At 51.5% G+C, this 4,993-nt stretch carries 5 protein-coding genes; all 5 read left to right on the top strand.

The genetic code is table 11. The features are described 5' to 3' along the window. The coding region (locus RMSM_RS41575; protein WP_040771015.1) for a hypothetical protein at positions 1-1,267 on the top strand (1,267 nt) is incomplete at its 5' end. 7 nt (positions 1,268-1,274) lie between these two features. Next, positions 1,275-2,870 carry a class I SAM-dependent DNA methyltransferase gene (locus tag RMSM_RS34105; RefSeq protein WP_008708445.1) on the top strand — a complete coding sequence of 532 codons (1,596 nt, stop codon included), beginning with the start codon at positions 1,275-1,277 and terminating at the stop codon, positions 2,868-2,870. After that, positions 2,867-4,021 carry a restriction endonuclease subunit S gene (locus RMSM_RS34100; protein WP_008708444.1) on the top strand — a complete coding sequence of 385 codons (1,155 nt, stop codon included), beginning with the start codon at positions 2,867-2,869 and terminating at the stop codon, positions 4,019-4,021. Before RMSM_RS34105 ends, RMSM_RS34100 begins: the two co-directional genes overlap by 4 nt. A 2-nt stretch (positions 4,022-4,023) precedes the next feature. Continuing rightward, the gene (locus tag RMSM_RS34095; protein WP_008708443.1) at positions 4,024-4,392 is read left to right on the top strand and encodes a helix-turn-helix domain-containing protein; all 369 of its coding nucleotides are present in this window, start codon (positions 4,024-4,026) and stop codon (positions 4,390-4,392) included. After that, positions 4,389-4,993 (top strand): ImmA/IrrE family metallo-endopeptidase (locus RMSM_RS34090; protein WP_008708442.1); only part of this gene is annotated, 605 nt, incomplete at its 3' end. The genes RMSM_RS34095 and RMSM_RS34090, both read left to right, overlap by 4 nt.

Genomic DNA, 4,993 nt, shown 5'->3' with positions numbered 1-4,993 from the left:
CAGAGCATTTCCCCAAATAAAGCAAATAGTAGAAAAGGCTATCAAAGATGAATTGCCTGGTTGTCACACAGAGTTTCAAACCTTCCAACGGAACGCCGACGATCCAATTGTCCTGCAACTCGATGGAGCAGGGGAGGCTGAATTCAATTTAGTTCGAGATCGTGCTCGCAATGCGTATGACAGTGCACTTGGGATAACGTCTTCAAAGCCGGGATTGGACGTTGAGCCAATTAATAGTTCTGCGGCGATTGGTGCTCCTGACCCGCAAGACATTAGCGGCGATTGGATGGTTATTGTTCCTGTGTTTCAGCTCAAGATTTCGGACGATCAGCCAATAAATGGCTGCTGGACAGTAGGTGACGTAGATTTTTTATCCTTGCGTGAATTAGGGGCGAGGTTTCCGAATCGTCCCGCACCAGTTGTTTGGGACAGAATCGTAGCGAACGACTCGGCATTTGCCGTGGTCACCAAGCACGGGACGCCCAGAGACCTACGAAAAACAGTTTTCCGAGAGTTTCGCAAGGCAGCTGAAATCCTCGCTTCAACCGCTGCCTTTCACGGTCGACGACACCATGCTTGCGGTTTTACTCTAAAGGGATATCCAAGCTACTCGGCTAGAAATGATAGGTTTGTCCAGCTTGATGGAACTGCTTATTGCGGTAACTGGAATCAGCACGGATACCTTCACCCTTTTGAGCTGGACAACGCATGGCACGAGGCTATCTCTCAGTGCGGGATCATTGAGCTTTTCGCTCGTTTGACCGATCGGTCACTTGACAACGATTGGCGGCGCCAGATTGGAAGCGCCTCTGCAATGCTTGGACGAAGCATTATGTCGCTCGATCGGGTAGATGCCTTTCTATTAGATGTAATTGGTCTGGAAACGCTCTTAACGCGACCGCGGGAAAGAAACGGTGGAAAATTGTTTCAGAGGATTAAGGGGCTTTCCGGATGGCATCTCGCGGGCCAATGGCCGAACTACGAAGCAGATATTCGTGCTATTCACGAAACGCGATGTGCAATCGTTCATGACAGCGACTACGACGATCTAACAATCGAGATGCTGTTACTCGCTGATATGTACTTAGCAAATGGGCTACTCAACGTCGTAACAAATCCGACGATGTTTCCAACAAAAGATGATCTTGTTCAAGTGAGCGACGGATACGCGGCGAATGAAAACTGGCCCACTGATGGTTCACTTTCATTTCGATGGTTTGGAAATCCGAACTTTTCGCAGAAAGACCTTGACCTACCTCTTTGGTGATTAACTAATGGCGAAAAAGAAAGCCAAGACGGCTAAAAAACCGGCAACCCCGAAAACAACAGCGCAGCAATTGGGCTCGTTGATCAAATCGGCTCGCGACATCATGCGCAAAGACAAGGGACTCAACGGTGACCTTGATCGTTTGCCGCTTCTTACATGGGTCATGTTCTTGAAGTTTCTCGATGATCGAGAGAAGTTGCAGGAGGCGCGCGCCGAGATCGCTGGCAAGAAGTACAAGTCCGCCATTGAGGCTCCTTATCGTTGGCGTGACTGGGCAACGGATAAAGATGGCATCACCGGTGACGAGCTAATCGCGTTCGTTAACCAAGATGAAGCGAGTCGGCCGGACGGAAGTCGTGGACTTGGTTTGCTGGCGTATTTGCGTGGGCTGCAGGCCACGGCGGATGATCGTCGGCGTGGTGTCATCGCGACAGTGTTCGATGGCGTCAACAACCGCATGTTGTCGGGGTACCTGTTACGCGATGTGATCAACCTTGTCGATGGAATCCATTTCGACTCAACCGACGAGATTCATACGTTAGCTCGATTGTACGAGTCGATGCTGCGTGAAATGCGAGACGCGGCTGGGGACTCGGGCGAGTTCTACACGCCGCGGCCAGTCGTTCAATTCATGGTTCAAGTGACCAATCCACAGCTCGGCGAAATTATGCTCGATCCAGCCTGCGGCACTGGTGGTTTCCTCTCGGAAACATTCGAGCACTTGGAGAAGCAGTGCAATACTGTTCAGCAACGCAAGATGCTTCAAGAAAAGAGTATCTATGGAGGTGAGGCTAAGCCGCTGCCCTACATGTTGGCTCAGATGAACTTGCTACTACACGGGCTCGACGCGCCGTCGATTGACTATGGCAATTCGCTTACCGTGAAAATCACCGAATTGGGTGCCAGAGACCGCGTTGATATCATCCTGACCAATCCGCCGTTCGGCGGTGAAGAAGAAGCCGGCATTCGCAACAACTTTCCGGCAGATAAGCAAACGTCCGAGACGGCTTTGCTGTTCTTGCAACTCATCATGAGAAAGTTGCGGAAGCCCACTGGCAGCAATGAGATTGGCGGTCGCGCCGGCGTCGTTGTACCTAACGGCACGCTCTTTGGCGACGGAGTGTGTGCGCGGATCAAAGAAGAACTGCTCAAGGAGTTCAATCTGCACACGATCGTGCGGATGCCCAACGGCGTGTTTGCGCCGTACACGAATATCCCGACGAACCTGTTGTTTTTCGATCGCTCTGGTCCGACGAAGGCGATTTGGTTTTACGAGCTGCCGCCTCCGGAGGGTCGCAAGAACTACACCAAGACCAAGCCTATTCAGCCTCAGGAGTTTGAGGAAGTCGCCAAGTGGTTTGCACTTAAACGGCGCAAGGAAACAGATTATGCGTGGAAAGTCGTCGTTGAGGATGTCCTTAAGTACGATGACGCAGGTGCATTGCTGTCATGCAACCTAGATCAGAAGAATCCGAAAAGTGCCGAAGCCCTCGAGCATTTACCACCGGAGCAACTGGTTGAAGAGATGCTTGCGAAAGAACGTCTTATTATCGAGATTATGGAAGAGATCAAGAACGAGTTGGTGAGGAGTGCCAATCGATGAGTCACCCGAAATGGCCGATGGTCCCGCTTGGCGAAGTCGTCCGCCCAGTGCAACGACCAGTGGAGGTTGAGCCTGGCACCGAATACCGCACGTTAGGTGTTAAATGGTGGGGCGAAGGAGCATATGAACGGCAGACAATTGATGGAAGTGCGACCGCCGCTAAGACGTTAAATCATGTTCGCACAGACGATCTGATAATAAATAAGATTTGGGTCCGCAACGGTTCAGTCGCGGTTGTGTCAACCGAGGTAAATGGCTGTGTTGGCTCAAATGAATTCCCCACATTTGAGTTTGATAAGTCTAAGCTGCTGCCGGCTTGGATGCATTGGTATTCTAAAACTCGCGAACTTTGGACCAAGTGTGAATTGCTCTCGCAGGGCACAAGCGGGAAGAATCGGATTCGGCCTGAAGCCTTTTTAAGAATTGAAATTCCAGTTCCGTCTATTCAGGAACAAGTTCGTGTCATCCGTCGCATAGATTCTTTAGCTGATAAACTGAGGTTAGTAGACGAGCTTACATCACAAACTGATCAGATTACTTCGGCGTTTCTTGCTTCGGTGCATAGCCGGTTAGCGGCTGGTGCGCCGAGGTGCAGCTTAGAAAGGGTCGCTCCACTTTGTAGGCGTCCAGCGACAATCGAAGTTGATCGCCAATACCCTCAGGTATCAGTTCGTTCTTTCGGGCGAGGCACATTTCATAGCGATGTCCTTTCGGGGGCGAACATTACATGGCAAAAGCCTTACCTTGTGCAAAATGGTGACATACTGATGAGCAACATTAAAGCATGGGAAGGCGCTATCGCCGTCGCGCAGCAGAAAGATCACGGTCGATTTGGTTCGCATCGCTATTTGACATTCGCAGTAAAGAAAGGCGTTGCGACACCTGAATTCTTAGTCTTTTTTCTTTTGTCAGAAGAAGGCCTCTTCCATATCGGCGAAGCGTCGCCAGGTAGCGCTGATAGAAATCGCACAACCAGTGCCCGAAAAGTTTGCGCTATTCCTGTCCCAGTGCCGAACTTCGAGAAGCAGAAGTACTTTAGCGACCTTTTAAAGCGAGTGTCGCTTGCTCGCGAGCTTCGAGAAAAATTTGCGGTTTTACGTTCTTCCATGCTGCCGTCTATCCTCGACCGTGCATTCAAAGGGGAGCTTTAACCATGGCCAAAAAGAAGAAACAGACATTTGGCGAACGCTTGCGTGAAGCGCGAGTCGCAAAGGGCTACAGCCTTCGCAAATTTTCCATCGAGGTCGACGTTAGTCCCACCTACCTATCTCAAGTCGAACAGGGCAAGGTTGCACCGCCGACCGCTGATCGCGTTGAACGGATCGCGGCTTTGCTGGAAGAGAGTGTTGACGAATGGATGGCATTGGCAGATCGCTTGCCTGATGAACTGCCCGATATCATTCACGGCGATCCTGGCGTCCCCGACTTGCTGCGAGCCGTCAAAGGCATGTCACCCGAGCAAATCAAGAGACTACGAGAGGCGGCCGACGAGATTCGCGAAGACAAAGGCAAGTACAAATGACTCGGCGGGGCATGGGCAAGTACGGTGTAAATTTCATCACGCCACAGCAAATGGACTTTGAAGTCCAGCAATTGATGACCGAGTTCGGAAACGCGCAACGTCAAATCATTGAGCCACCGATTCCCATCGACGACATTGTCGAACTGTACTTGAAGCTCGACTTTGAGATCATCGACGCCAAGGAGTTGTTTCAAGTCGACGGAGTGTTTGGTGCGCTGTGGGTGGAAGAAGAAAAAATCGGCATCGACCAATCTCTCGATCCCCATGAGAACCCACAGATGCTCGGGCGATACCACTTCACGCTCGCTCACGAAGTCGGCCACTGGCGGCTTCATCGCCGCAAGTTTCAAAAGCGAGTGGTCACGCAAACTTCGCTACTCCCTAACGATCCGAATCGCCCAAACTACATCTGCCGCGCCGGCGACGACGACCCGATCGAATTCCAAGCCGATATGTTTGCGGCGATGCTGATGATGCCCGAGGCCATGGTCCGCCGGGTTTGGCACAGCCAAACCGAACACGGCGATCCTATGTCCCTCGACGAAATTCGCGACGACTCGTCCCCGGACCTCCAGGCTGAAATCGAACGCCGGCTGAAATT

The sequence above is a fragment of the Rhodopirellula maiorica SM1 genome, assembly GCF_000346295.1.
Lineage (GTDB): Bacteria > Planctomycetota > Planctomycetia > Pirellulales > Pirellulaceae > Novipirellula > Novipirellula maiorica.
This window is presented reverse-complemented; position numbering and strand designations above follow the sequence as displayed.